21 protein-coding genes are annotated in these 21,583 nt (G+C 74.6%); 7 read left to right on the forward strand and 14 right to left on the reverse strand.

Annotated elements, in window-relative coordinates; all coding sequences use genetic code 11:
- The 3 genes from ACZ7LK_RS11900 to ACZ7LK_RS11910 form a co-directional block, all read right to left on the reverse strand.
- Positions 1-585 (reverse strand): hypothetical protein, encoded by a 585-nt coding sequence (locus ACZ7LK_RS11900; RefSeq protein ID WP_392273020.1) that lies wholly within the window; start codon positions 583-585, stop codon positions 1-3.
- Positions 582-2,198: a serine/threonine-protein kinase gene (locus tag ACZ7LK_RS11905; RefSeq protein WP_469465104.1), complete on the reverse strand. Its 1,617-nt coding sequence runs from the start codon at positions 2,196-2,198 to the stop codon at positions 582-584. The genes ACZ7LK_RS11900 and ACZ7LK_RS11905 overlap by 4 nt, the downstream gene beginning before the upstream one ends.
- A 544-nt stretch (positions 2,199-2,742) precedes the next feature.
- Positions 2,743-3,405 carry a maltokinase N-terminal cap-like domain-containing protein gene (locus ACZ7LK_RS11910; protein WP_471139975.1) on the reverse strand — a complete coding sequence of 221 codons (663 nt, stop codon included), beginning with the start codon at positions 3,403-3,405 and terminating at the stop codon, positions 2,743-2,745.
- 163 nt (positions 3,406-3,568) lie between these two features.
- Here ACZ7LK_RS11910 and ACZ7LK_RS11915 point away from each other — a divergent pair, with 163 nt between their 5' ends.
- Entirely contained in the window at positions 3,569-4,453 is an 885-nt protein-coding gene (locus ACZ7LK_RS11915; protein ID WP_471139977.1) for a hypothetical protein, read from the forward strand.
- 82 nt (positions 4,454-4,535) lie between these two features.
- Here ACZ7LK_RS11915 and ACZ7LK_RS11920 read toward each other — a convergent pair whose 3' ends face one another.
- Genes ACZ7LK_RS11920 through ACZ7LK_RS11930 form a run of 3 tightly spaced genes read right to left on the reverse strand, consistent with a single transcriptional unit; the run spans position 4,536 to position 8,433 of the window.
- Positions 4,536-6,116 carry a S41 family peptidase gene (locus ACZ7LK_RS11920; RefSeq protein ID WP_471139980.1) on the reverse strand — a complete coding sequence of 527 codons (1,581 nt, stop codon included), beginning with the start codon at positions 6,114-6,116 and terminating at the stop codon, positions 4,536-4,538.
- Complete coding sequence (locus tag ACZ7LK_RS11925) at positions 6,113-7,666, reverse strand: amidohydrolase family protein (RefSeq protein WP_471139983.1); 1,554 nt, start codon at positions 7,664-7,666, stop codon at positions 6,113-6,115. The genes ACZ7LK_RS11920 and ACZ7LK_RS11925 overlap by 4 nt, the downstream gene beginning before the upstream one ends.
- Positions 7,666-8,433: a uracil-DNA glycosylase family protein gene (locus ACZ7LK_RS11930; RefSeq protein WP_471139986.1), complete on the reverse strand. Its 768-nt coding sequence runs from the start codon at positions 8,431-8,433 to the stop codon at positions 7,666-7,668. Before ACZ7LK_RS11930 ends, ACZ7LK_RS11925 begins: the two co-directional genes overlap by 1 nt.
- A 297-nt stretch (positions 8,434-8,730) precedes the next feature.
- Here ACZ7LK_RS11930 and ACZ7LK_RS11935 point away from each other — a divergent pair, with 297 nt between their 5' ends.
- A complete protein-coding gene (locus ACZ7LK_RS11935) occupies positions 8,731-9,243 on the forward strand; it encodes a hypothetical protein (RefSeq protein ID WP_471139988.1) in 513 nt (170 codons plus the stop codon).
- Positions 9,244-9,329: 86 nt separating this feature from the next.
- Here the strand turns inward: ACZ7LK_RS11935 and ACZ7LK_RS11940 are convergent, their stop codons facing one another.
- Together ACZ7LK_RS11940 and ACZ7LK_RS11945 are read right to left on the reverse strand one after the other, a co-directional pair.
- Positions 9,330-11,720 carry an ATP-binding cassette domain-containing protein gene (locus ACZ7LK_RS11940; RefSeq protein ID WP_392273011.1) on the reverse strand — a complete coding sequence of 797 codons (2,391 nt, stop codon included), beginning with the start codon at positions 11,718-11,720 and terminating at the stop codon, positions 9,330-9,332.
- Positions 11,721-11,926: 206 nt separating this feature from the next.
- Complete coding sequence (locus tag ACZ7LK_RS11945; RefSeq protein WP_471139992.1) at positions 11,927-12,337, reverse strand: VOC family protein; 411 nt, start codon at positions 12,335-12,337, stop codon at positions 11,927-11,929.
- Positions 12,338-12,529: 192 nt separating this feature from the next.
- On the opposite strand from ACZ7LK_RS11945, the gene ACZ7LK_RS11950 reads away from it, so the two are divergent.
- Entirely contained in the window at positions 12,530-12,958 is a 429-nt protein-coding gene (locus ACZ7LK_RS11950; RefSeq protein ID WP_392273009.1) for a helix-turn-helix transcriptional regulator, read from the forward strand.
- A gap of 28 nt (positions 12,959-12,986) precedes the next feature.
- Here ACZ7LK_RS11950 and ACZ7LK_RS11955 read toward each other — a convergent pair whose 3' ends face one another.
- The 3 genes from ACZ7LK_RS11955 to ACZ7LK_RS11965 all read right to left on the reverse strand — a co-directional run bounded on the left by ACZ7LK_RS11955 (position 12,987) and on the right by ACZ7LK_RS11965 (position 16,533).
- On the reverse strand, positions 12,987-14,636 hold the full coding sequence (locus ACZ7LK_RS11955; protein ID WP_392273008.1) for a sodium/solute symporter: 1,650 nt from the start codon (positions 14,634-14,636) through the stop codon (positions 12,987-12,989).
- The gene (locus tag ACZ7LK_RS11960; protein ID WP_471139996.1) at positions 14,633-15,013 is read right to left on the reverse strand and encodes a hypothetical protein; all 381 of its coding nucleotides are present in this window, start codon (positions 15,011-15,013) and stop codon (positions 14,633-14,635) included. The genes ACZ7LK_RS11955 and ACZ7LK_RS11960 overlap by 4 nt, the downstream gene beginning before the upstream one ends.
- A gap of 146 nt (positions 15,014-15,159) precedes the next feature.
- Positions 15,160-16,533, reverse strand: coding sequence for a PucR family transcriptional regulator (locus tag ACZ7LK_RS11965; protein ID WP_471139998.1), 1,374 nt, complete (start codon positions 16,531-16,533; stop codon positions 15,160-15,162).
- A 331-nt stretch (positions 16,534-16,864) separates the two neighbouring features.
- Here ACZ7LK_RS11965 and ACZ7LK_RS11970 point away from each other — a divergent pair, with 331 nt between their 5' ends.
- Positions 16,865-17,230: an MmcQ/YjbR family DNA-binding protein gene (locus ACZ7LK_RS11970; protein ID WP_392273005.1), complete on the forward strand. Its 366-nt coding sequence runs from the start codon at positions 16,865-16,867 to the stop codon at positions 17,228-17,230.
- Between the two features lie 23 nt (positions 17,231-17,253).
- Here ACZ7LK_RS11970 and ACZ7LK_RS11975 read toward each other — a convergent pair whose 3' ends face one another.
- The gene (locus ACZ7LK_RS11975; protein ID WP_471140001.1) at positions 17,254-18,147 is read right to left on the reverse strand and encodes an ATP-grasp domain-containing protein; all 894 of its coding nucleotides are present in this window, start codon (positions 18,145-18,147) and stop codon (positions 17,254-17,256) included.
- A 123-nt stretch (positions 18,148-18,270) separates the two neighbouring features.
- Between ACZ7LK_RS11975 and ACZ7LK_RS11980 the strand changes: the two genes are divergently transcribed.
- Entirely contained in the window at positions 18,271-18,540 is a 270-nt protein-coding gene (locus tag ACZ7LK_RS11980) for a hypothetical protein (protein WP_392273003.1), read from the forward strand.
- Positions 18,541-18,564: 24 nt separating this feature from the next.
- Here the strand turns inward: ACZ7LK_RS11980 and pstS are convergent, their stop codons facing one another.
- Both pstS and ACZ7LK_RS11990 read right to left on the reverse strand, forming a co-directional pair.
- Positions 18,565-19,683 carry a phosphate ABC transporter substrate-binding protein PstS gene (pstS, locus tag ACZ7LK_RS11985; protein ID WP_471140004.1) on the reverse strand — a complete coding sequence of 373 codons (1,119 nt, stop codon included), beginning with the start codon at positions 19,681-19,683 and terminating at the stop codon, positions 18,565-18,567.
- Positions 19,684-19,891: 208 nt separating this feature from the next.
- Positions 19,892-20,464 (reverse strand): GNAT family N-acetyltransferase, encoded by a 573-nt coding sequence (locus ACZ7LK_RS11990; protein ID WP_469465247.1) that lies wholly within the window; start codon positions 20,462-20,464, stop codon positions 19,892-19,894.
- A gap of 269 nt (positions 20,465-20,733) precedes the next feature.
- On the opposite strand from ACZ7LK_RS11990, the gene ACZ7LK_RS11995 reads away from it, so the two are divergent.
- Both ACZ7LK_RS11995 and ACZ7LK_RS12000 read left to right on the forward strand, forming a co-directional pair.
- Entirely contained in the window at positions 20,734-20,991 is a 258-nt protein-coding gene (locus ACZ7LK_RS11995; protein WP_392273000.1) for a hypothetical protein, read from the forward strand.
- Positions 20,988-21,581 (forward strand): RNA polymerase sigma factor, encoded by a 594-nt coding sequence (locus ACZ7LK_RS12000; RefSeq protein ID WP_471140008.1) that lies wholly within the window; start codon positions 20,988-20,990, stop codon positions 21,579-21,581. The genes ACZ7LK_RS11995 and ACZ7LK_RS12000 overlap by 4 nt, the downstream gene beginning before the upstream one ends.
- The last annotated feature ends 2 nt before the right edge of the window (positions 21,582-21,583 follow it).

Raw genomic sequence — 21,583 nt, forward strand, 5'->3', positions numbered from 1 at the left:
CTAGGTCGCGCAGTCGTAGGTGAAGGCCACCGCCGCCGTGCGCCGGGCGGGTTCCAGCAGCTCGATCCGCGCCTCGGCCGGGTAGTGGCCCGGCCCCTGGAAGGTCCACAGCAGGTGCAGCGTGGCCTCCCGGTGGCCGCCCGCGACCCGCTCGGTCAGTTGCTCGGAACGGGTGCCGTCGCTGCGGACCCACCGGTACGTCAGGGTTCCCGCGCGGCCGTTGGTGCGCACCAGGGCCACCACGTCGGCGGCGGCGCCGCAGGCCGGGCCGGACGGGTCGGTGGTGACGGTGAGGTCCCGCACCTCGATGCCCGGTCCGTAGCGCTGGAACAGGAGGTAGCCGATGACGGCGACGAGCACGGCCGCCGCGAGCGCGTACCGGCGCGGTCCACCGCCCCGCCGGGCGGGCGCGGGCGCCGGCTCCACCGGGAACGGGGCCACGGCGGCAGCGGTGACCCCGGGTCCGAAGCGCAGCACGGAGCCGTCGGCGCGGTCGGGTGCCACGGCCGTCACGTCGGCCGTGGCGGGCGGGCCGCTGATCCATTGGCTGCCGAGGGCGGTGGCGCTGTAGTCGTCGTCGTTCATCGGATCTCGCACCGCCTGATCAGGATCTGCTGGGTCGCGGCCCCGTTGCCGGCCGCGGGCGTGGTCGTGGCCCGTACGCCCCAGTAGCAGCCCTGGCCCGAGAAGGTGAGGGTCCGGGCGGTGGCCGCCGTGGCGGACGGGAAGGTCATGGAGCCCTCGGGCGCACCGAGCGTGCCCCGCGCGTCGCTGCTGAACCATTCGAGCAGGACGGTCGCCGGGCCGGAGGCGTCGACGGACAGCGTCACCTGGGCCGCGGTGAAGTCGGTCTGCCGGAACGAGGTCACGTTCACCGCCTTCACGTCCACCGGGGCCGGTGGGGGCGGGGTGGTGGGCGGGGTCGTGGTGGGGCTGGTGTCCGTGGGTCCGGTGCCGGGTGGCGTCGTGGTCGTCCCCGGCGCGCCGGGGGTGGCCGGTGCGGTCGTCGGGGACGCGCCCGGGGAGGTGGAGCCGGAGGGGGACGGCGAGGTACTGGCGGACGCCGACGGGGACGGCGGGGCGGAGGTGCCGGTCGAGGCCGAGGGGGACGGTGCTCCCGGCGCTCCCGGGACGGGGGCGCCCGATGCCGCGCTGGTCGTCGCCCGCGCGCTGCGCACCGTCGCGCCGCCCGTCAGGTCCGTGGCCTCCGCCTCGGTGAAGATCAGCAGGAGTCCCAGCGCCAGCGCCGCGCCGGCGCCCAGCCAGCCGCGCCGCCCGGGCGCCCACAGCGAGGTCGTGGCGAACGCGGTGGCGGACGCCGGCGGGGCGCCCGCCGACGGGAACAGCAGGGGCAGCAGCGCGGCCAGCGCCGCCAGCTTGCGCTGACCGCGCTCCTCCCAGTCCGGTCCGTACGCCGCGCGGGCCACGCCCTCCAGCTCGGCGACGAACGCCTCGGCGTCCTCCGGGCGTTCCTCGGGGTGTTTGGCCAGGCCCCGGCGGATGAGCGGCCGGACCGGCTCCGGGGCGTCGGCTTCGGGGACCGGGGCCTCGATGTGCTGGAGGGCCAGTTCCGCGAAGTTCTGCCCGGTGTACGGCTTGCGCCCGGTCAGGCACTCGAAGAAGGTGGCCGTCGCCGCGTACACGTCGGCCGCCGGGGAGGCGGGCCCGCCCTGCCACTGCTCGGGGGCCATGTAGGCGGGGGTGCCGGCGACACCGGGCGTGGTGCCGTCGTCGGCTGCGATGCCGAAGTCGACGAGCTTCGACGAGCCGTCCGCCGCGACCAGCACGTTCTCCGGCTTGTAGTCGCGGTGCACGACCCCCGCCCGGTGGGCGGCGGCCAGGCCCAGCAGCGAGCCCTTGAGCACGACCAGGGCGGCCTCGGGGTCGGTGTGCCCGCTCTGCTTGAGCACGGCGCGCAGGGCGATGCCGTCGACCAGTTCCATCACGATGGCGGCGCCGTCGGGCGCCTCCACGTACTCGTAGAGGCCGACGACGTACGGCGAGTGCAGCCCACCGAGGAGCCGTGCCTCCGCCCGGAAGTCCCGTACGAACGCCTGGTCGCGGCGCAGGCGGTCGCTGAGGTACTTCACCGCGACGGGGATGCCCGTCCCGTCGTGCACCGCCAGCACCACCCGGCCGCTCGCGCCCGAGCCCAGTTCTCTGGTCTCCGTGTAACCGGGGACCACCCACGCCTTCATCTTTCCGTCCCCCCTGCCGCCGGTCTCCACCCCCTGGGACACGGATGCGCCGTGGCCGGTTCCCGACCGGACCGTCAGGGGTACCGGGCGGCCGGCGCACAGGGTACCCGGGCGGCCGTGCCGCCGGGCGCGGGGCCCGGTCACCCGTGGCCCAGGAGCACCTCCAGCAGCGCCTCGGGGGCGTCGCGCATGATGTTGTGCCCGCTGGCGACGGCGTGGGTCCGCCATTCCGGGTCCTTGCCGAGCCGCTCGTACAGCTCGGTGAAGGGCGACGGGGTGGGCCACCCGGTGGCCTAGACGTAGAACTTGTCACGGAACCGGCAGAGGCCGCCCTCCAGCCGCACCGCCTGGAGGAGGGAGGCGAGGGGGTGCGGGGTGGCGCGGGGGTCGAAGAAGAGCAGCGGTCCGCCGGACCGGTGGCCAGGACGATCTTGCCGGTGGTGCGGCCGCTCGCGGACAGTTCGTGCGCCTTGGCGCCGGGCCCGCGCGGCCGGCCCGGCGGGGCGGCGCGGACCGCGCGGACCGGCGTCGGGACGCCCGGGCGTCAGGGGGCGGTGCGCAGGAGGGCGAAGGGGGCCCGGTGCTCGGTGCCCTCGGGCAGGCGCCAGGCGGCGGTGACGCACGGGCGGTCCGGGGCGGGGGCCGAGGGCCGCAGGACGCGGGTGACGGTGAGCGTCAGCGGGCCGGACCCCGCCGGGAGGACGATGTCGGTGCCCTCCGCGCCGTCGGTGGCGGTGCCCGGCCCGGACGGGGCGGGGAAGGGGGCGTCGGCGCCGTGCCGGGTGACGGTCTTGTCGGGGGTGCCGGATTCGCTCTGTGCCTGGGGCTCCGCCTTCCCGGCGAGGAGGGCGAGGAGTTGGGCGTGGAGGACCGGGTCGTGCGCGCCGTCGTAGATCCAGCGCCGGCCCAGTACGCCGTGCTCGGAGGTGCCGATGAGGGCCTCGTCGCCGTGGGCGTCCGGCTGCTCCAGCGGCGCGGCGCGGTACGTGAGGGGGACGTGGTACGTGACGGGCCGGTCCCCCGAGGCGTCGGTGACCACCATGAACTCGATGCCCACCTCGCCCTCCGGGTCGTCGAGCCGGAAGCCGCCCGCCCTGTCCAGTGCGGGCGTGGCGCCCGTGGGGACGTACCAGGGGCGCGTGGGCAGCCAGGACGTGAGGAGTTCGAGCTTCGTCGGGGACATCGTGGTCCGGTGGATGACGGCCATCGTTTCGTGCGCCTCCCGTGTCGGTGTGGTTCCCGATCCTATAAACGCCGTGCTCCGGCGGGGCACTTGGACGGACCGGGGCACTCTGGGAAGCGGGCCCGTTCCGTGGCAAAATGGCCGGACGAACAGTGCCGAGGGTCGGTACTCGTTCTCTGGGGCATCAATGAACGTCTGGCTCCGCTTCCGCCTCATGACCGTCACGGTCGCGACCGGCCTGTCGCTGCTCGCCTGCAGCGGCACCGACGGGCGCCCGGACACGGCGCCTTCGGGGTCGCCGTCCGCCAGACCCGTCCCGTCGGCGCCGTCCTCGGCGGCCCCGCCCTCCTCCTCGCGTCCGGCGCCCGCGCCGAGCGGGCGGCCGACGTCCGCGCCGGCCGTCCCGGGCACGCCCCGGCCCGACGCGTCCACCACCGCCGGTCCCGGTGCCACCGCGCCGGTTCCGGGCCTGGGGCGGTTCCAGCCCATGTGGCCCTTCACCACGCCCGCGCAGGCGCAGGACTGGCAGCGCGCGTATCGCGCCGGAGGCCACCAGCCCTGGCACCTGGACGCCGAGCAGACCGCGCTGTCGTTCACCCGGGGCTATCTGGGCTTCACGGAGATCGACCGCGTCACGTCACGGTCCATCGGCGCGACACGGGCACGCATCGGCGTGGGGCTGCGCGGTCCGGAGTCCTCGGGCAGCGCGGCGGTGGTGCACCTGGTGCGGTACGGCACCGGCCGGGACGCGCCCTGGGAGGTCGTGGGCACCGACGACACGACGTTCACCCTGACCGCGCCGGCCTACGGCTCCGTGGTCCGCTCCCCCCTGACCGTCGGCGGGCGGATCAGCGGCGTGGACGAGAGCCTGCGGGTCCAGGTGCGCCAGCCGTCCTCCGAGGCCCCGTTGGGCAGTTCCTGCTGCACCCCGGCGGGCGGTTCCGGCCAGCCCTGGTCGTCGTCCGTCTCGTTCAAGGGCGCCAAGGACGCGGTGCTGACGGTGGTCGCGTTCACGGGTGGGCACATCGCCGAGGTCGAGCGCTTCACGGTCACGGCGGTACGGAAGGGCTGACACCGGCCCGGGCTCGCCGCCCGCTGCCGGGGCGGGACGGCCGCCGGGCCGCCGGGCGGCCGGGCGTCCGGCGGACGGGGCATCAGGCGAGCAGCGCGGCGGCGGCCGCCAGCAGATCCTGGTTGCGCCCGGTGACGTCGCGCTCGGTCAGCCGGTGCACCTCGTCGGCCTGGACGCCGAGGTCCTCCAGCGGGACGTCGACGTTGCCGCGTGCCCTGGTGGCCCGCCGCAGCGCGACCCGGAACCCGGCGCCGCGCGGCAGGTCGCCGAGCAGGTCGGGCAGCCACACCCGCAGCAGTTCGTGCGTCCACACGTTGGCGCCGCCCGCCCCGGTCCGGTGCGCCGTGCCGAGGACGGGGCCGAGGCCGTTGTCCTGGAAGCCGGCGGCGAAGATGTCGGCGGCCGAGTACGAGAGCGCGTCGGTGATGAGGACCTTGGGGCCGGTGTGGCGCGGCAGTCCGGCGGTGATGGCCTCCGGGTCGGTGAGCGGGAAGCCCTGCGAGTACACCTCGCCGGTCTCCACGGCGTCGCGGATCGAGTTCGTCCAGATCCGGAAGCCGGGGTGGGACCGGGCCAGCACGAGTGCGGCGCGCGTCGTCGACAGCGAGAAGCTCACCGGGGTGACGGGGCTCTCGCTGAGGACCTGGAGGGCGGACTCGGCGGCCGGTACGTGGCCCCCCGGGTTGCCGCGGATGTCGATGATCAGCCCGCCCGCCGGAGCGCGGGCCGCGATCCGGGCGATCTGCTCGGCGAACGCCCGTGCGCCGGGGACGTTGAACGAGAACACGCGCAGGTAGCCGTACGAGCGGCCGCGGACGCGCACCGTCCGGTGGTCGAGGACGCCGCGGAACGCCCGCGCGGCCGAACGGCGTGCCGGGGGCGGCGCGAACAGCGCGCGCTTGATCTGGCGCGTGGCCTCGTTGCCGGCGTCGATGCCCAGGGCGGTGGCGAGCGTGGGCACCGGGTCCTGGGCGCGCCCCGCGTACCACTCGGCGGCGCGCACCCGCCAGGGGATCCGGGTCTCGCGACGCCGGCCGGTCCGGGTGCGGTACGTCAGCAGCACCCAGTGCTCGTCGGGCGGTGGGCCGGTCCGCAGCGGGCGCAGGGCCAGCGACTCCAGTCCGCGGGCCAGGCGGGCGTCGGCGTTGGAGCCGGGCTGCGCGGCCGCGTTGCGTTCGACGGCCCGCTCGATGGGGACGCCGTTCCAGGTCTCCAGTTCGGCGCCGACGTCGAAGCCGGCGTGGACGAGCGAGGGATCGATCCGGGTGACGATGTGGTGGGGCGTGCCGTCCGGGTCGGTGTACCGCTCGACGAGGAAGCCGAGCGCCGCGACGTGCCCCCGGTACGGGTCGGGGAGCTGGTAGACGGTGTGGAGGTCGCCCAGTCCCCGGAAGATCCCGGCCAGTTCGGCGTGGAACTGGAGCTCGCCGAGCGGGGCGAGCCGCCGTTCGAGCAGGCGCAGCCGCTGGACCGGATCGGTGGCGTGCATCGCCCGCTTGAGCGGGAGGTGGACGTAGAGCTCCTCGAGGAGGACGCGGGCGGCGGCCACGAGCCGGTAGCGCGCCGCGAGCGGCAGCGGGTCGGCGCCGGCGTGGGCCGTGAACGCGTCGAGGCCGATGGAGTCGGGCAGGGTCCGGGAGGGTTCCGCGATGGCCGGGCTCATGGGTAGTGCTCCGCGAGGTGCTGGAGCCGCGGCACACCGGAGCGTGCCACCGCGGCGAAGTAGGCGGCGTCGTGGGCCGGCGGGTCCAGGCGCGGGATGACCAGGTCCAACGGGACCTCCCCGGCGGCGCCGAAGGCGCCGAGGTCGCCCTCCGGCATGTCGCCGAAGAGGACGAGCGGCGCGTCGGGGTCGTCCAGCGGCCCGCCCCATTCGGCGAGGGCGTCCTGTGCGGCGCGCCAGGCGGCCACCGGGTCCTGGCGGACCTTCTCCAGGGCGCGTTTGACGCCGGGCCAGTCGAGCCGGGCGTCGGTCCGGTCCGGCCGGCGCACCACGACGCGGCGTTTGACCCCGGCGACGGTCAGGGGGTCGGTGTCCGTGGCCCCGGCCGCGGTCATCAGCGCCTGTGTGCCGTAGAACGGCCGGCCGCGCACCATCACCAGCCGTACGTGCCGTTCGGTCGCGCCGATCAGATTGCGGTACGGGTCCTCGGCCGGGTCGTGGTGTTCGAGTACGAGCAGGTCGGCGGCGCTGCCGCGCCGGAGGCGGCCCACGTGGGGGCCCCAGGCGGTGGCCAGGGCGTCGCCGGGGTTCGCGGTGACCATGTCGCACAGGTCGCGGTCGGTGAAGTGCCCGCCCAGGTCGTGGCGGTTGACGGCGTCGGCGACCTTCAGCTCGCCGAGGACGTGCTTGGTGCCCGAGGGCGACCAGTCGGAGCCGAGGGCGATGCGCAGCCCCTTCTTGTGGGCGGCGACCACGTCGGTCGTCTCGTGGTAGAGCCAGTGGTTGGAGAACGGCGACCAGACGAGGGTGCCCTTCTCCGCGGCGTTGACGGCCGCGACGGCGTCCCGCCACTTGGTGAAGTCGGCGGCGGCCAGCGCGGTGCCGTGGACGCCGATCAGGCCGGGCCTCAGGCACGGTTCGAGGTCGTCGAACTCGCGGTGGACGAGGGACCCCTTCCGGCCCTCCGCGACGTGGTAGATCAGCACGCGGGTGCCGTCGAGCATCGGTGCCCGGACGTCGCGCAGTTCCTCCGCGTCACGCTGGAGCGCGGCGGTCATCACCATGTCGGTGCCCGCCGGCAGTTTCTCGTTGTCGACGATCCGCAGCATCCAGCCGTTGACGGGGCGGGTGGAGAGCGGAGCGCCCTGGATGGTCGTGGTCCCGCCGGCCAGGGCCTTGACCTCGACGTACTTGAGCAGTGCCTCGGGGGCGGCCTGTTGCAGGACCCTGGCGGGCCAGGTGACGGCCGTGGAGTAGTCGGGCGGGTCCTTCTCGTCGACCCAGCGGTCGTGGTGCGCGTAGGGCACGCCCACGGCCTCCCAGAGCGGCAGGGTGTTGTAGGCGATGTGGTTGTGGAGGTCGATCAGCCCGGGGAGGATCAGCCCCTCGGTGTCGATCCGGGGCGCGTCCGAGTAGCCGGCCGGCGGGTCCTGGCCGGCGAGTCGCACCGCGTCGAGGCGGCCGTCGTCGCCGACGTACACGGCGCCGGGGTCGAGGATCCGGTGATCGTCGTCGAAGGTGACGACGGTGCCGAGGAGGACGAGGGCCATCAGCTCGGCGCCTTCCAGACCAGGGTGTGACCATCGTCCGGCGACGGGCGGCCCACGGAGTTCTGCGCGTCACCGGGCTGGGCGCGCACCCAGGCGTCGTCGCCCAGGAAGTCCGGTGCGCCGAAGGGCAGGTCACGGCGCGGGACGGGGCTGTGGTCGGACTCCTCGAAGGCGGTGCCGTAGGTGGGGCCGGTGTTGTCGCCGTCGTCGTCCGGCGTCACGATGGCGCGCAGTCGGGTGACGGCGTCGCGCCAGGCGTTCAGCAGCGCCTGCTCGTCGTGGCTGGACGGGTGGGGGATCTCGATCAGTGGCACCGGGGGCCGGGTCGTCCACAGCCGTACCGCCTCCCGGGCCATGAACCCCATCGCGACGACGGCTTGGAGTGTCGCGTCCGTGGCCCGGTCGTAGACCGTGTTGCGCCATTGCTTCTGCGCGGGGTCGTCGAGACGGTCCTTCATCGCCAGGGCCTGGCCGGGGTGGACCGCGTACGCCCAGGCGTTGAGGCAGACGTAGGAGCGGGTCAGCCCCAGCTTGGTGAGGAAGCCCTGCACCCGCTGTCCGGCGTTGCCGACCAGGCTGCGTCCGGCGATCCGTTCGGTCGGTCCGGGGTCCGAGGCCACGATCAGCACCCGGGCCGAACCGTCGAGCCGGCCGCGGTAGAAGACGGGTCCCCAGTCGGACCAGAACGCCGCCGGGACGGGTGGGTCGGGCACCTGCGCGAGCAGTTCGGCGAACTGGGCCGTCGGACCGCGGTCGAACTCCTGCATGGGGCAGCGCCTCCTCACCGGGGGTACGGCGAGCGCTCACCGGTGCGGTGGCGGGCGCCACCTCGCGGCCTCGCCGGCCCTGCGGTGTCCGGTTCCACTGGAACACCCGGTCCCGTGCCCCGCAAACGCCGGCCGGCCATCCGGGGCCGGCCCGGGGGGTGGCCCGGACGTACGCGCCGGTCCATGGGCGACGGCGGCGTTCTGGCCGGGCGGCCGGGAGGGGCCTGAGCCCGGGTGCGGGAGCACGGCACCGGGCGGGCGTCGTGTGCGGCGGGGCCGGTCGGCATAATGCCCGGCATGACACAGGCCCGCGCCCTCCGCCGCGTACACCTGCTCATCTCCGTCGAACTGACGCTCGCGGGCGCGGTGCTCGCCGCTCTCGGCGGGCTCCTGGTGAGCGGGCCCGTCGCCGCGGCGATCGCGGGCGTCGTGACCGGTTCCGGGGTCCTGGGCGGCTGCCTCCTGATCCGCCGGCGGGTCTTCGCCGGTTACGGCCGGGCGGCCCGGGACGCCCACGACCACGGCTACGCCGAAGGGCTGGCGCACGCGGTGCTGCTGGGCATCACCGCGTACGAGGCCGCCGCCTTCCCCTTGACCGGTGGCGGGGTCTCCCCCGACGAGCGGTCGGCCCGCCGGACCATCGCCTACCGCATCGCCGCCGACGAGGGCCTGCCGCACCCGGTGCGCACCGCGGCGGCCGCCGCGCTCGAGGCGATCGACCGGGGCGACGACACCGGAACCGCGCGGCAGGCCATGAAGGACCTCAACCTGGCGGTCTTCGCCCTGCGGACCGGGCGGGACGCGGGGTAGCAGTACGGCCGGAACGGCCGTGGCCGTGGGCGGGCCGGCCCGGATCGGACGGCCGGCCCCGCCGCGGTTGCCGGAGGCCCGGCGGGTCAGGCGCCGACGTAGGCCGCGAGGTGTTCGCCGGTGAGGGTGGAGCGGGCGGCGACGAGGTCGGCCGGGGTGCCCTCGAAGACGATCCGGCCGCCGTCGTGGCCGGCGCCCGGGCCCAGGTCGATGATCCAGTCGGCGTGGGCCATCACCGCCTGGTGGTGCTCGACGACGATGACCGACTTGCCGGCGTCGACGAGCCGGTCGAGCAGCCCGAGCAGCTGCTCGACGTCCGCGAGGTGCAGACCGGCGGTCGGCTCGTCGAGGACGTACACACCGCCCTTGTCGGCCATGTGGGTGGCCAGCTTGAGGCGCTGCCGCTCGCCGCCGGACAGGGTGGTGAGGGGCTGGCCCAGGGTGAGGTAGCCGAGCCCGACGCCGGCGAGCCGCTCCAGGATCCTGTGCGCGGCCGGGGTGCGGGCCTCGCCGTCGCGGAAGAACTCCTCGGCCTGCGCCACCGGCATCGCGAGCACCTCGCTGATGTCACGGCCGCCGAGGCGGTATTCCAGCACCGACGCGTCGAAGCGCCGGCCCTCGCAGTCCTCGCAGGTGGTGGCGACGCCGGCCATCATCGCGAGGTCGGTGTAGATGACGCCCGCTCCGTTGCACGTGGGGCAGGCGCCCTCGGAGTTGGCGCTGAACAGCGCCGGCTTCACGCCGTTGGCCTTGGCGAACGCCTTGCGGATCGGGTCGAGCAGTCCGGTGTACGTGGCGGGGTTGCTGCGCCGGGAGCCGCGGATCGGCGCCTGGTCCACCGACACCACCCCTTCCGAGGCCGGGATGGAGCCGTGCACCAGCGAGCTCTTGCCGGAGCCCGCCACTCCGGTGACCACGCACAGCACCCCGAGGGGGACGTCGACGTCGACGTCCCGCAGGTTGTGCGTGGACGCGCCGCGGATCTCCAGCGTTCCGGTGGGCTTGCGGACCGTTTCCTTCAGGGAGGCCCGGTCGTCGAAGTGGCGGCCGGTGATGGTGCCGCCGGCCCGCAGTTCCTCGACGGTGCCTTCGAAGCAGACCGTTCCGCCCCCCGTGCCGGCGCCGGGGCCGAGGTCGACGACGTGGTCGGCGATCGCGATCGTCTCCGGCTTGTGCTCCACCACGAGGACCGTGTTGCCCTTGTCCCGCAGCCGCAGCAGCAGGCCGTTCATCCGCTGGATGTCGTGGGGGTGGAGTCCGATGGTCGGCTCGTCGAAGACGTAGGTGACGTCGGTGAGCGAGGACCCGAGGTGGCGGACCATCTTGACGCGCTGCGCCTCGCCGCCCGACAGCGTGCCCGCCGGCCGGTCGAGCGAGAGGTAGCCGAGCCCGATCTCCACGAACGAGTCGAGGCTGTGCCGGAGCGCGGTCAGCAGCGGTGCCACCGACGGCTCGTCGAGGCCGCGGAGCCATACGGCCAGGTCCCTGATCTCCATCGCGCAGGCGTCGGCGATGCTGATCCCGCCGATCTTCGAGGAGCGGGCGCCCTCGCTGAGCCGGGTCCCGTCGCACTCGGGGCAGGTGGCGAACGTCGTCGCCCGCTCCACGAACGCGCGGACGTGGGGCTGAAGGGCGTCGATGTCCTTGGACAGCATCGACTTCTGGATCTTCGGGATCAGGCCTTCGTAGGTCAGGTTGATGCCGTCGACCTTGATCTTGGTGGGTTCCTTGTGGAGGAGGTCGTGCAGCTCCCTCTTGGTGTACCGCCGGATCGGCTTGTCCGGGTCGAAGAAGCCGCAGCCGGCGAAGATGCGGCCGTACCAGCCGTCCATGCTGTAGCCGGGGATGGTGAGCGCGCCCTCGTTGAGCGACTTGGTGTCGTCGTAGAGCTGGGTCAGGTCGATGTCCGAGACGGTGCCGCGGCCCTCGCAGCGCGGGCACATGCCGCCGACGCGGTGGTACGTCGCCTTCACCGCCTTCTTGGCACCGCGCTCGACCGTGATGGCCCCGCTGGCCCGGACGGAGGCGGTGTTGAAGGAGTACGCGCTGGGCGGGCCGATGTGCGGCTTCCCGAGCCGGCTGAAGAGGATCCGCAGCATCGCGTGGGCGTCGGTGGCGGTGCCGACCGTGGAGCGCGGGTCGCCTCCCATCCGCTGCTGGTCGACGCTGATCGCGGTCGTCAGCCCGTCGAGGACGTCGACGTCGGGCCGGGCCGTGGTGGGCATGAACCCCTGCACGAAGGCGCTGTAGGTCTCGTTGATGAGCCGTTGGGACTCGGCGGCGATGGTGTCGAAGACCAGTGAGCTCTTCCCGGAGCCGGACACACCGGTGAACACGGTCAGCCGGCGCTTGGGGATCTCGACGCTGACGTCCTTGAGGTTGTTCTCCCGGGCGCCGAGCACCCGGATCAGATCGTGGCTGTCGGCGGCGTGCGGGGCGGGCGACGGCCCGTCCGTGCTCGTCCTGGCCTTGCTCATGGTGTCTCCATCTGTCGGGCGGGCCGCCTGCGTGGTCCCCGTCGGCGTCGCGCCGTGCTCGATCCGGCCGGGTCAGAGCCTACGTCCGGTTCCCTCGCCTCCGGTACGGATCACGGCGACGGGCCGGCCGGCGGGGGCAGGGGCCCGGCGCCGGCCGGCCGTCGTGCCGCCCGGCGGTGGGAGCGGGGGTGCGATCGCCTTGCGGGTCAGCGGAGTTCGTTGACGCGGATCAGGTTGCCGGCCGGGTCCCGGAAGGCGCAGTCACGCACGCCGTACGGCTGCTCGGCCGGCTCCTGGACGACTTCGGCGCCGCCGGCCCGTACCCGGGAGAAGACGCCGTCGAGGTCCGCGGTGGCGAGGGTGATGCGGGCGTACGTGCCCTTGGCCATCATCTCGGTGATGGTGCGGCGCTCGTCCTCGGTGACGCCGGGGCCGGTGGCCGGGGGCTCCAGGACGATGGACGTGTCCGGCCGGCCGGGCGGGCCGACCGTGATCCAGCGCATCCTGTCGGTGCCGACGTCGTTGCGGACCTCGAAGCCGAGGGTGTCGCGGTAGAAGGCGAGGGAGGCTTCGGGGTCGTCGTGCGGGAGGAAGGTCCATTGGATGGTGAGGTCCATGGGTCCCAGGCTAGGCACGGCCCCCGGCGGACGCTTCTCCATTCCTGACCGGTCCGCGGCGGCGGTCCCGGCGCCGCCGCGGCCGTCGTCGGCGCCGGTGCCGGTGCCGGTGGTCCGGGCGGCGCGGCCGGCCTGGCGCCGCCCGTTGCCGCCGGCGGGGGCGCTGTGGGGGCGCTGTGGGAAACTGCTCGGGTGAAACGCCAGGACCTCGCCGACCTCGTCCGGCTGCGGCGGGCGCGTGACCGGATGGACCGCGAGTACGCCGAGCCGCTCGACGTCACGGCGCTGGCGCGGGACGCCCTGATGTCCCCGGGCCACTTCTCCCGCAGCTTCCGCGCCGCCTTCGGCGAGAGCCCGTACAGCTATCTGATGACGCGTCGCATCGAGCGGGCGAAGGCGCTGCTGCGGCGTGGCGACATGACCGTGACCGAGGTGTGCTTCGCGGTCGGCTGCACCTCGCTCGGGTCGTTCAGTTCGCGCTTCACGCAGTTGGTCGGCGAGACCCCCAGCGCCTACCGGGCCCGGAGCCATGAGCAGGGCGCCGCCATGCCGGCGTGCATCGCCAAGATCCACACACGGCCGGTCAGGAACGGCGGAGCGGGACCCGGCGTACGCCCGTAGCACGGGGGCCGGCCACGGGTGCCAACCCTCACCCCCCGGCGGACGCGGTGGCGGCCGTTCCCCTCCGCCGCCGGTACCGGTACCGGTCGAGGCGGCTGCCGGCCAGCCCGGCCAGGAAGCCGACGGGCACCGACACCAGGGCGACCGTCTGGAGGGGGAACCAGTCGAGGTGCCGGCCGGGGAACAGTGCCGTGGGGGCGCCGGTGAAGACGGGGCTGCACACTTGGAGGCCGATGGCGCAGCCCAGCCCTCCGTACAGCGTCCACAGCAGCCCCGTCCTGGTGAAGCCGCGCCAGAACAGCGAGTAGAGCAGGGCCGGCAGCAGGCAGGAGGCCGCCACGGCCAGCCCGAAGACCGACAGGAAGCCGACGTTCCAGCCCTGCACCCGCACGGCCAGCGCGATGCTCAGCGCCCCCGCCCCGGCGGAGGCCCACCGGGCGGCGGCCACCTCCCGGCCCTCCGTGGTGCGCCCCCGGGCCAGGACATGGGTGTACAGGTCGTGCGCGATCGCGCCCGCGGCGGCGAGGGTGATGCTGGCGACGACGGACAGGGTGGTGAGGAAGACCGCCGACGAGACCAGGACGACGAGCAGGGTCCCCCACGTGCCCACCGCTCCCCCGCCCGCCAGGTCCCCGGTGAGCAGCAGCAGGGCGCTCTGGCCGCCCGGCTCGGCCGCCGTGATGGCGGCGGGCCCGATCACGGCGGCCGCGCCGAAGCCCAGGGCCGCCGTGGCGAGGCAGAACCCGGCGATGACGCCGGTGGTGTTCCGTACCGTGCGGCGGGCGGCGTCCGCGTCGGGCGCGAGGTTGAGCTGCATGGCGACGTGGGGCATGCAGGCGACACCGAGCACGACGGTGACCATCAGTCCGACGAAGTCCAGTGCGGGCACCAGCCCGGTGCCAGTGTCGGTGCCCGCTCCCCCGCCCGCGCCGAACAGCAGGCCGGGGCGCAGATAGGTGTCCGGGCGACCGCTGCCCCGGGCGGCGCCGCGGAGGAGGGAGTCCGGGCTCCAGCCGAAGCGGTGGAACACCACGGCCGTCATGGCCAGGGCCATCGCGAGGAGCACCACCGTTTTGATCACTTGCAGGGTGACGGTGCCCCGCATGCCGCCGAAAGCGGTGGCGCAGACGACCAGCGCGCCGATCATGACGATCGCGACCTGTTCCGCGCCCGGGCCCGACAGCCCCAGCAGCATGGCGGTGGTCTTCCCCGCACCGGTGAGCTGGACGACCAGGTATGGCACGCAGGCGCTGAGCGTGACCAGGGCGACCGCGCCGCGTACCGCGGGCCCGGGGGCGCGGCGGGCGAAGGCGTCCCCGAGCGTGCAGCCGCCGAACTCCCGCAGGGGGGCGGCGAGCAGGAGGAGCACGCCGAGGGAGAGCACCGTGCACAACGCGATGAAGAGCCCGTCGTAGCCGACCAGCGCCACGTTGCCGGTGGTGCCGAGGACCGTGGCGGCGGACAGGCAGATGCCGGACAGCACCAGGGTGCGCCGGACGGGAGGAACCGCGCGTCCGGCCGTGTAGAAGTCGTGGACCCGGTCGCGTTCGGGGCCGCTGAGGACGCAGATGAAGAGCACGGGGACGATGATCGTGAGGAAGCCGACCAGCACGGCGGCGCGCGTGTCCGAGTCCAGGATCCCGGCCGGTACGGCGAGTGGTGTCCGGGCCGCGGTCACCGCTCCGCCCCCCACTCCGGCTGCCGCCCGCCCTGGTCCCGGCCGGGTCCGTACGCCTCCTCGCGCCCGTGTTCGCTCTCGCGCCGGTACTGGGCGCGGCGGCGGGCCAGGTGGTCGTAGGGCGCCGCGGTCCACAGCAGCAGGGCGGCCTGGAGGAGGAGGGCGACGAGCCCGAGGGTGACCTCTCCCCCGTCGCCGAGACGGGTGGCCAGCAACTCCGGGGCGGAGCAGGCGAGGAGCAGGTGCACGGCCAGGGTGACGGCGTTCAGCAGGGCGAAGGCCACCCCGGGACGGCTCGGCGACGCCCCGTGGCGGTGGGACGGGTGGGGAAGAGGGTGCCGCGCGTGCGGGACGCGGGGGACGTGCTGAGGGGGCATGCGCTCTCCTGGCGGACCTGGTCGCGGGTGGCTCCCCGCGCTGACGCGGCCTCACCAGAACACGGACCGCCCGGCCGGGCCATGGGCGGCGCCGGTGTCGTTGCCCGCTCCCACCCCGCGCACGTCCCGGTTGTGCGGCTGCCCAGTCAGCGGGGTCGGGCGGCGGTGGTGGGGCCGAGCGCGGGGGCGGGTGTGCGGCCCGGCGCGGTGGTGGGGCCGAGCGCGGGGGCGGTACCGAGCGCGGGGGCGGGGGCGGGGAGCGCGGCGGTGGGGCCGAGGAGTCGGTGGGCGTCGAAGGCCAGGACGACCCGTACCAGGTCGCGGGGACGGGTCAGGTCGGTGCCGGTGATCTGCTCGCAGCGGCGCAGCCGGTTGAGCACGGTGTTGCGGTGGCAGAGCATGCGCCGGGCCGTGCGCGCGGCGGAGCCGCCGCACTCGATCCAGACCCCGAGCGTCTCCATGAGGGTGTCCCGGTCGGCCGGCGGAAGCTCCTGGAGGGGCTGGAGCACCTGGTGGGCCAGTTCGGCCGACAGATCGGGCCGCGAGACGAGCAGGCCGTCCGGCAGGCGGGCGTCCAGCCGGGCGACCTCGCCGTCGGAGCGGCAGGTGGAGAGCGCGAGGGCTGCCATGTCCCGGGCTCGGGGCAGGCCGTCCAGGCCGCGCACGACCGGGCTGATCCCGACGCGCAGGCCCGGTCCGGCCTCCAGGGCGTCGGCGAACACGTCCAGGGGCAGGTCGCCGAGGTGCGCGACGAGGGTGTGCCACTGCCCCTGGGGATGGCCCAGGAGCCGGACCCCGGCGATGTCCGGGAGGGAGCTCGGTACGCGGCCGTACGGTGGCCGGGCCCGCAGCACCGCCACCGCGTACCGGCCGTCCGGGGGCAGGTCGAGGATCGCCGCCGCGTCCCGGGTGGAGCACGGGTCGCCGCCGCTCTCCAGGAGGGCCGCGAGCACCAGGCGGACGCGTTCCGCCTGTCTGCTCGCCAGGCCGTTGGCCACCTGCCGGTAGGCGTCGGCGACCAGCAGGGCGTCGCGGTCGTTGTGCTTCCACACCAGTTCGGCCGCGTGGACCAGGTGGCGCAGTTCGCCCGGCCCGTCCCGCTCCACGACGGCGACGATGCCGTTCCAGACCGCCGCTCCGGCCACCCGGTAGGCGTGCAGCACCTCGTCGAGGGGACGACCCTGCTCGGCGCGTCTGACGCCGAGTTCCCTCGTGTACCGCTCGACCAGCACCACGGCGTCGGGGTCGGTGCCCGCCTCCAGCCCGTGCCGTACGCCCGTGCCGACGGTCGGCCGCAGGTCGGGCGGTGCGAGGACGGGGTCCGCGTAGTACGGCACCTCCGTACGGATCCGGTGGACCACCGTGTCGGTGAAGCCGGTGCCCTTGCCGAGGAGTCGCCGGCAGGCCCGCCGGAACACCTCGGGGCCCGGCGGTTCCGCGCCCGGCACCGGCAGGGCCTCGTCGGCGTGGGTGGTGCGGGCGACCGGGCGGACGCCACCGGGGGCGGAACTGGTGTGCATGGACCCTCCAGTCGGACGGGACGTGCGTGGTCACCACGGCGGCTCGCCGCGTGGGGCGGTGGGGTGTGGTTCCCGACCGGGGCGCGGCGGCGCCGGGCGGCAGCGGCTTCTCCACGGTCGGGGTAGGCCCGGCGGCGGCCGCGCACCATGCTAAGCGGTCGGTCAGCCGGTGGCGAGGGGTCGGAAGAGGCCGGTCCGCCGGTCGCCGAACGCCCGGCACCGGACCCCCGCGGACACCGGGCCGCCGGCGATCGCACCGGGCCGCCGGGGACGGCGCCGGGCCGCCGGGGACGGCGCCGGGCTGTCAGTGGGGCTGGCTACCGTGGTGTTCATGATCGACGCTGAAGACGTCCGCCGTATCGCCCTGTCCTTCCCCGAGACGGTGGAGAAGGAGGCTTGGAGCATGCCCACCTTCCGCGTGGCCGGGAAGATGTACGTGACGATTCCCGACGACCGGACCTCGTTCGCGGTGCGCTGCCCCAAGCTGGAGCGCACGGAACTGATCGCCGCCGAGCCGGAGAAGTTCTGGGTGCCGCCGCACGAGGCGAGCTCCGCCTGGGTGCGGGTGCGGATCGCCGCCCTGGAGGGTCTGGACGAGCTGCGGGACATCCTGGTCGACTCGTGGAGACAGGCGGCGCCGGACCGCCTCGCCGAGCAGCACCCGGACCTCCGCCCCGGCGCGGCGGCGGGTGGGTGACCGGCCGGCCGCGACCGGCCGGGTCACACCGCCCGGGGCGGGAGCGCCGTCGCCAGGGGGTGGACCAGCCGCCCGGCGGCCACGCCCTTCGGCAGATCACTGACCTGCCCGTCGCCGACCTCCACGACCCGCCAGGCGCCGTCGGCCCGCCGGGCCAGGTCCGTGGTGACGAAGCGGCAGCCCAGCGCGGCGACCAGGGGGCGTACGAGGGCGACGAAGGCGGGGTCGGGTCGCGGCCGCAGCGCCGGGCTGTCGGGGTGTGCCGTGAGGAGGGCCGGATCGCCGTCGATCCACCACAGGCGCGCCTCGCCGTCGGTGGTCCGGAAGTCCTCGAAGGCGCGGATCACCACGCCGCCGGTCAGGAACGCGTCCTGCAACTCCACGAAACGGGCGACGACGGCGGCCAGGCGGTGCGGGTCCGCCAGGTCCGGGACGAAGCAGGCCTCGTCCCACCGGTCCTTGCGGGACTTGACGTAATCCTTGACGATCGCCGGGCCGCCGCCGAGCGTCGTGGCCGCCGTGGCGAGCCGGGGTGCGGCCGGGGGCGTGCCGGGCGGGGTGGGGAGCCACACGGCCGGAGGGGTGACGGGCGCGAACGCCGGGTACCAGCCGGGGAGTTCATGGGCCCGCCGGTAGCCCTCGGGGGCCGTCGAGAGCGACACCCCGCGCGCGGCCAGGGCCTCGGACAGGGCGGCGTACTGTCCCGCCGTGAGCATCCAGCCGCGGTACCAGGCCGGTCCGGCGCCCTCCGGGACACGTGCCACGGCGGCGGCCGTGCGGCCGGCGGTCAGTGCGTCGTGGTCGATCAGGGCGACGGGGTGCCCGAGGTCGCGCACGGCGGCCGCCTCGTCCGCGTAGTGCTCGTCCGGCCGCCGGGGCCGGAGCGGATCCGCGCAGAAGATGAACGTCGCCCCCATGCGCGGCACTCTATCCGGCCCCGGGCGGGTGCCCGCCGTGTCCCGGCCCCTCCCGTCCGTGCGCCCGACCGCCCGCCGGTCGGTGCCGGACGACTGTCAGTGCCGGATGTGAAGCTGGTCGGTATGGACGACAGGATCCTCCGGCGCCGGGTGTACGGCGCCGACCACGACGACCCCGACCCGGGCCCGCGCCCCGACCGCGAGTACGGCGAACTCGTGGGCGGGCCGCTCGACGGGCTCCTCCTCGACGTCACGGGGTGGAGCGGGGCCCGGCTCGGCGAAGAGGCCCGGCTCCCCACGGAGATAGGGCGGTACGGTCCGGGCGGGCGCGCCCACTACCGGTGCCGTCCGGGCGATCCCGGCCACTGGGACTGGACGGGCGACAGCCCATGACGGGCGGCGCGGCCAGCAGGGCGTTCAGGAAAGTCCGTCGACGACCTGCCGGACCCGGGCGGCCACCTCGTCCGGCAGCGGCGCGTAGTGGATCCGGGGGAGATCCCGCTGGCCCCGTGCGCTCGCCGTGTAGGTGAGGAAGGACTTCAGGGCGGGCAGCAGCTCGGCGGGGTTGCCCCGGTCGCACACGATCTCGTAGGTGACGAGGACGAGCGGGTACGCCCCGGGCGCGCGGGTGCGGTGGTCGAGGGCCAGCGTCATGTCGTTGCCGGTGCCCTCCACCCTCCCCGTGGCGATGCCCGCGGAGGCGGTCCCGGCGGACACGGCGACGGGCTCGGGGGCCCCGGTGTCGAGCCGGACGGTCGAGATCCCCTTCGCCTTGGCGAAGGACAGCTCGAAGTAGCCGATCGCCCCGTCGGTCACCTGCACCAGGTCCGCCACTCCCCCGGAGCCGACGGCCGACTGGCCGCCGTGGGCCTGCCACGCCTTCTCCTCGGGGTACCGCCACTGTGCCGGCGCGGCGTCGGCGAGGTAGGCGTTCAGGTGCTGGGTCGTACCCGATTCGTCGGACCGGTGCACGGGGCTGATGGGGGTGGCGGGGAGTTGTGCGCCCGGGTTGAGCCGGCGGATCTCCGGCGCGTTCCACACGGTGATCCTGGAGTCGAAGATCTTGGCGAGGGTGGGGGCGTCCAGGACGAGGTCCCGCACTCCGGACAGGTTGTAGCCGATGGCGACGGGGCCGCCGACCATGGGCAGGTCTATGGCCCTGCCGCCCCGGCACACCTCGCGGGACCGCTCCACCTCGTCGGCCTTCAGCGGGCTGTCGGTCCCGCCGATGACGGTCGCCCCGCGCAGGAACTGGGCGACTCCTCCACCGGATCCGATGGGTACGTAGCGGATCTCCACGCCCGGGCACGCTTCCCGGTACTCGCGCGTCCAGTGCTTCATCGCGTGCTGCTGGGCGCTGGAACCGGAGGCGGCGAGCCGGCCGCTCTCCGCGCACGCGATGCCGCTGGTGCGCGTGGGGGCCGGGCTGTCGTCCGTGACGGACGTGGTGCCGCAGGCCGACAGCAGCAGGACGCCCGCCGCCATCGCCGCGCCGGTGCCCGGCGTGAGTCCCCGATGTGTCCGTCGACGCTGCACCTGTCGTTCCTCTCCGAAGGCCGGAGCTCCGATGGTGGCGGGTACGGGTGCGGCCATGATGACGCGCGGGCGAACGGCTCCTGACGTACGGGCGAAGCCTCGTGGGAGCAACACCGCTCCGGTCGCGGCCGGCCGGGGGCCGGTGAGCGCCTGCTCCTCCCGGCCCGGGCGGGCTGAGCTCGCGGAATGACCCTGGAACGGGAACAGGTCAGCAGCGCCGGCTCATGAACAGGGCCGTCTCCCCGGCCGACTCGGTCCCCTCGTAGAGGGACGTGTCCAGACCGCAGAAGGTGAAGCCCGCCCGGCGGTACAGCCGGATCGCGGGCGCGTTGACGTGGGTGACCTCCAGCCAGACGTGCGAGGCACCGCGCGCCCGGGCCCGTTCCACGGTGCGGCGGAGCAGTTCGGCGCCGATACCCCGGCCCCGGTGGTCCGGCGACACCGCGAGGTCGGCGACGGTCAGGCGCCGGTTCCATTCCTGGTACGTGGTGGTGACGTACCCGCACACGCGCGTGCCGTCCACCGCGACAAGTGTGCCGGCCCCGGCCGGGTCCCCGTCCCCGTTCTCGTCTCCGTCCCCCTCCCCGTCGTCGTCGGGGAACTCCTTGCGGAGGGGCGGGTCGACCGGCGTCTCCACGATGGAGAAGCCCGAGCCGGTGTCCACCACGGTGAACGTCCGGTCCGTGGTGAACGAGGAGTCGATGCCCTCGGCGCCGGCCAGGTCCTCGGGCCTCGCCTCGCGGTATTCCAGGGTGCCGTCGTGCGGCGCGGAGATGGTCATGCGGCCACTGTACGGATCCTCAAGTGCCGCTCTGCGGGCACCCGTTCCCCTCCGCTCCTCGACGGCGCGGCGATGACTTTGCATTCGTTCGCGGACCGGCTCCCTCCTCGACCCGTCGAACATCCGTCGAGCACACGTCGGAACATGCTCAGGATCGGTCATCTCCAGCCATCTGCGATCACGCGTTAATGTCCGCGACCTTCCGCGCGTCCATGGGTGACGGCGCGCGTCCGCGCCGTGCCTCCTCACGGAAGATCGGGAGCCCTTGCATGACGTCGTCCCTGGACTGGGTCGGATTGGTCTCGGCCGCGTTGAGCGCGGTGCACGCGCTGGGCGCCGTGCGGCGCCGGCCCTGGAGGCGGCCGGCCCGGCGGACGCCGGGCGCGGGCGGTGGAACGGAGCGGGAGCTGTGCGGATGCCTGGTGCCCTGGGTGGCGCGGTTCGAGACGGCGGACGGCGGCGTGCTGACCGTGTGGACGGTACGGCCGGTCCCAGGACGGTGCCGCGAGGAGACCGGCCTGTGGTGAGCGACGTACCGCCCGGCGAAACGCTCCGCCCGGGCGGGAGCCTCGGGCAGCGCCTGCTGGACATCTATCCGGCGTACATCGAGCGGGCCCCGCACGCGCTGCGGAGGAAGTTCGGCATGTCGCTGGTCCAGGGCCAGGACGTCGCACAGGAGGCCTTCCTCCGGGTCACCGACGCCTGTCTGTCGGGGAGGGCCGCGCCGGGCGAGCACCTGATGGCCTACCTGCTGGGCGCGGCCCACAACCTGGCCGTCAGTACCTTCCGCCGGGAGCGGGCGGTGCTGGTGGCGGACACGGTACTGGCCCAGCTCCAGGAGCGGCGGCTGTCTCCCCCGGCCGTCGACCTGCACGTCCTGCACGACTTGGTCGTACCGGCCATCGAGCGGATGACGCCCGGGACACGGCGGCGGGTCGTCGAGCTCCAGGCGCGCGGACTGGAGGACCAGGAGATCGCCGACGCCCTCGGGATATCCCTGCCGAACCTCCGGGTCCAGCGGCACAACGCGATCGTCGAGCTGCGGCGCAAGCTCGGCCGGCATTGCCGACCACAGCGGCGGAAGGACACAGCGGTGCACGGAAAGGGAATCAGGTGAGT

The sequence above is a fragment of the Streptomyces sp. NPDC039423 genome (assembly GCF_055598725.1).

Coding starts and splice junctions, on each gene's coding strand:
- ACZ7LK_RS11900 (WP_392273020.1), bottom strand. CDS start 585: ATGAACGACGACGACTACAGCGCCACCGCCCTCGGCAGCCAATGGATC.
- ACZ7LK_RS11905 (WP_469465104.1), bottom strand. CDS start 2,198: ATGAAGGCGTGGGTGGTCCCCGGTTACACGGAGACCAGAGAACTGGGC.
- ACZ7LK_RS11910 (WP_471139975.1), bottom strand. CDS start 3,405: ATGGCCGTCATCCACCGGACCACGATGTCCCCGACGAAGCTCGAACTC.
- ACZ7LK_RS11915 (WP_471139977.1), top strand. CDS start 3,569: ATGAACGTCTGGCTCCGCTTCCGCCTCATGACCGTCACGGTCGCGACC.
- ACZ7LK_RS11920 (WP_471139980.1), bottom strand. CDS start 6,116: ATGAGCCCGGCCATCGCGGAACCCTCCCGGACCCTGCCCGACTCCATC.
- ACZ7LK_RS11925 (WP_471139983.1), bottom strand. CDS start 7,666: ATGGCCCTCGTCCTCCTCGGCACCGTCGTCACCTTCGACGACGATCAC.
- ACZ7LK_RS11930 (WP_471139986.1), bottom strand. CDS start 8,433: ATGCAGGAGTTCGACCGCGGTCCGACGGCCCAGTTCGCCGAACTGCTC.
- ACZ7LK_RS11935 (WP_471139988.1), top strand. CDS start 8,731: ATGACACAGGCCCGCGCCCTCCGCCGCGTACACCTGCTCATCTCCGTC.
- ACZ7LK_RS11940 (WP_392273011.1), bottom strand. CDS start 11,720: ATGAGCAAGGCCAGGACGAGCACGGACGGGCCGTCGCCCGCCCCGCAC.
- ACZ7LK_RS11945 (WP_471139992.1), bottom strand. CDS start 12,337: ATGGACCTCACCATCCAATGGACCTTCCTCCCGCACGACGACCCCGAA.
- ACZ7LK_RS11960 (WP_471139996.1), bottom strand. CDS start 15,013: ATGCCCCCTCAGCACGTCCCCCGCGTCCCGCACGCGCGGCACCCTCTT.
- ACZ7LK_RS11965 (WP_471139998.1), bottom strand. CDS start 16,533: ATGCACACCAGTTCCGCCCCCGGTGGCGTCCGCCCGGTCGCCCGCACC.
- ACZ7LK_RS11970 (WP_392273005.1), top strand. CDS start 16,865: ATGATCGACGCTGAAGACGTCCGCCGTATCGCCCTGTCCTTCCCCGAG.
- ACZ7LK_RS11975 (WP_471140001.1), bottom strand. CDS start 18,147: ATGGGGGCGACGTTCATCTTCTGCGCGGATCCGCTCCGGCCCCGGCGG.
- ACZ7LK_RS11980 (WP_392273003.1), top strand. CDS start 18,271: ATGGACGACAGGATCCTCCGGCGCCGGGTGTACGGCGCCGACCACGAC.
- ACZ7LK_RS11990 (WP_469465247.1), bottom strand. CDS start 20,464: ATGACCATCTCCGCGCCGCACGACGGCACCCTGGAATACCGCGAGGCG.
- ACZ7LK_RS11995 (WP_392273000.1), top strand. CDS start 20,734: ATGACGTCGTCCCTGGACTGGGTCGGATTGGTCTCGGCCGCGTTGAGC.